General features: G+C 51.1%; 1 protein-coding gene and 1 pseudogene. One reads left to right on the top strand and one right to left on the bottom strand.

Annotated elements, in window-relative coordinates:
• A pseudogene (locus QZN42_RS09850) lies at positions 1-285 on the top strand (alpha/beta hydrolase); the annotation flags it as partial.
• A 626-nt stretch (positions 286-911) separates the two neighbouring features.
• Here the strand turns inward: QZN42_RS09850 and QZN42_RS09845 are convergent.
• A partial coding sequence (locus QZN42_RS09845) for a DUF2828 family protein (protein ID WP_296957211.1) occupies positions 912-2,352 on the bottom strand: 1,441 nt, incomplete at its 5' end.

The following is a 2,352-nucleotide window of genomic DNA, read 5'->3' as shown; positions in this document are numbered from 1 at the left end:
CGGAATACCGCTAAAAAATCGGGCATGGCGGATAAGAAAATCATCGGCATGATGAATCCTTTGAATTACATCGGAAATAAAACGGCCGATACGGCCAAACACTGGCGCATCCGTCACGGGGCAAAGGATACGGATACCACCATCGCCGTCCCGGCCCTGCTGGCGCTGAAGCTGAAAAAGGCAGGCTGCAAAGTGGATTTCTTCTCCCCCTGGGGCGTGGGTCACGCGGGAGATTACGATCTGGAAGACCTTTTCCGGTGGATTGATTCGATATGCTTGAAATAGTGATAAGTGGTAAGTGAAGGTGGCGGGCGTCAGGATAGGAAGCCCGCCATTATAAGTGATTATGGATCGCAGGAAAGACGGATTTCTGACTTCGGATTTCGGATGGGTAAAGTGCGGCGCAAAATGATCAGTGCCGCATTTTTGATAATGGATGAAGGCTGGGGTCAGAATTTTCGTCTCTGAAAAATTTCATGGGTACTTAAAAAGCCGAAAGGATGGATTCCTTTCGGCTTTTTCACATTCTTTCGAAAACCGTACTTTTTACCGGATGCTGTCTTTACCCCAGCTCCTCTTCACGGCTTCTGACCGCCCGCCTGGTCCGGAATGTGCTCTTTGGCCAATGCGGTTCTTTTCCGGATAGTTCCGAAGGATGCCGGTGATTGCTTCAGAGTCTCCGCTTTTGGGGATTTACACCGGCAGAGCCGGTGCGCGGAGGATTCCATGAATCATAGTGAATTTTTGCTGCTTGCATCTGTATTCATTGGACAGGCCCCAGATGCGACACCTGTTCAGACAACTTCCTGCTTTTCTTTCCTTTCCGGGAAAGGGCCTGACAGGAAGGGCCGGCTGGAATGAGAAGATTCGTCCTGAACCGGTGCAGGACGAATGGGGCGAGCTATGAAATTTCAGGCAGTAACCGGTGCATACCGTTTAGAGCCTGCCATTTCCATCATGAAATCACAGGGGTCCGTCTTTCCGGAGAGAACCTGCCGGAAAATGATGGGAGAGCAGCCGCTCACGAGGAGGGTGCCCGTTTCATGCCTTGTGACCGGGAACTGGTGAGTGCGGCCGGATACATTCCAGAAGATGACCTGGGGAAGGCGGTAACCGGCCTCTTCGAAGAGTTTCTTTGCATATGTAAAATTGGTCACATCCCCATGATTGATACAGGAATCAAATTCCATGTCCGAAATGATGTAAAGCTTCTCGGGGAGTTCTTCCGGAGGAAGGTTATATTTCTTTGCTGTTTTCAGGATGAGCCGGAAGACAGCTTTCAGGTTCGTATTGGCACATTCATCAAAGGTGGAAATATCAAAGAGCTGGTCATCCAGGAAATATCCTTTGATTTTCACCAGCTGCGGTGTTTCCGAGAAGGTGATGAACTGATTTCCAAAGGGTCCCTTATTTCTTTCCGCAAAGTAAAGGGCCAGGGACTGGGCCACTGTGGCGGGCAGGGGATTTCCCCCTCTGTACATGGAGGCGGAACCGTCGACAACCACCAGAGCTTTCTGGTCTCTCGCATAGTCCTTCTGATTCTGCCACAGGACTTCGAGAACCCCATCTCCTCCATCCGGCCTTTCATCTCTGTAATAACTTTGCGTATAGGGCCGGATGATTTCATAGGGCATGAGGGATTCTGCATGAATGACCGTTTCGTGATGCAGCGCAGCCATCATATGTTTCCGGAACCGGGGCCAGTCATTCCGTGCAAAGGCAGTTCTGTATTTCACCATGGTCCGGGAGGGGACTTCTTCATAGGAGAAGGTGTAGTCCTTTTGGCAGAGGCGTGTTTCCAGGATGTTGATTTTCTTTCTGAGAGATGCAAGGGCCTTTCTATATTCTTTTTCTTCCATATGGAAAGCTTTTGCCAGGCGGCGTGCCTCCCGCACCTTCTCTCTGCTGGACGTATTGATGGAAGGGAGCCATTTGGCCAGGAGAGAAACTGATTCTTTCCCTTCAGTTAAAGCTCTGCAGTCATCATCCAGCTGCTTTCTCAGAAATCCGGTCATTTCCTCTTCCAGGGAAGTGTCCAGGAGGGAGAGCAGATCATCGAACCGCCCGTATTCGGGGATGAGAGACAGGTTTTTCCTGACCACTTCGGGCTTTGCATTCCCCAAGTATCGAAGGATGATGCGGAAGAGGCGCCGTTCACCCAGGCCTCCCCGGATGTCCCGGGCATAGAAAAGAATTTTCATGGCCAGGGTCCTGTCTTCCACAAAGGCGCGAAGGAAACGGCTGATGATTTCATCTTCCGGAGCCTTTCGCATGGCTCCGGCGGAGGCGAAGAAGTCAAGGCAGCCGGAAAGGGTGGAACGGTAGGTCTTTGCCCCGTTTTCGGTTCTTGTG

Origin of the sequence: uncultured Dialister sp. (assembly GCA_900314595.1) — a bacterium.
In the GTDB taxonomy this organism is placed as follows: Bacteria; Bacillota; Negativicutes; order Veillonellales; family Dialisteraceae; genus Dialister.
The sequence above is the reverse complement of the archived record's forward strand: the minus strand, read 5'-3'. Positions and strand labels throughout refer to the sequence as shown.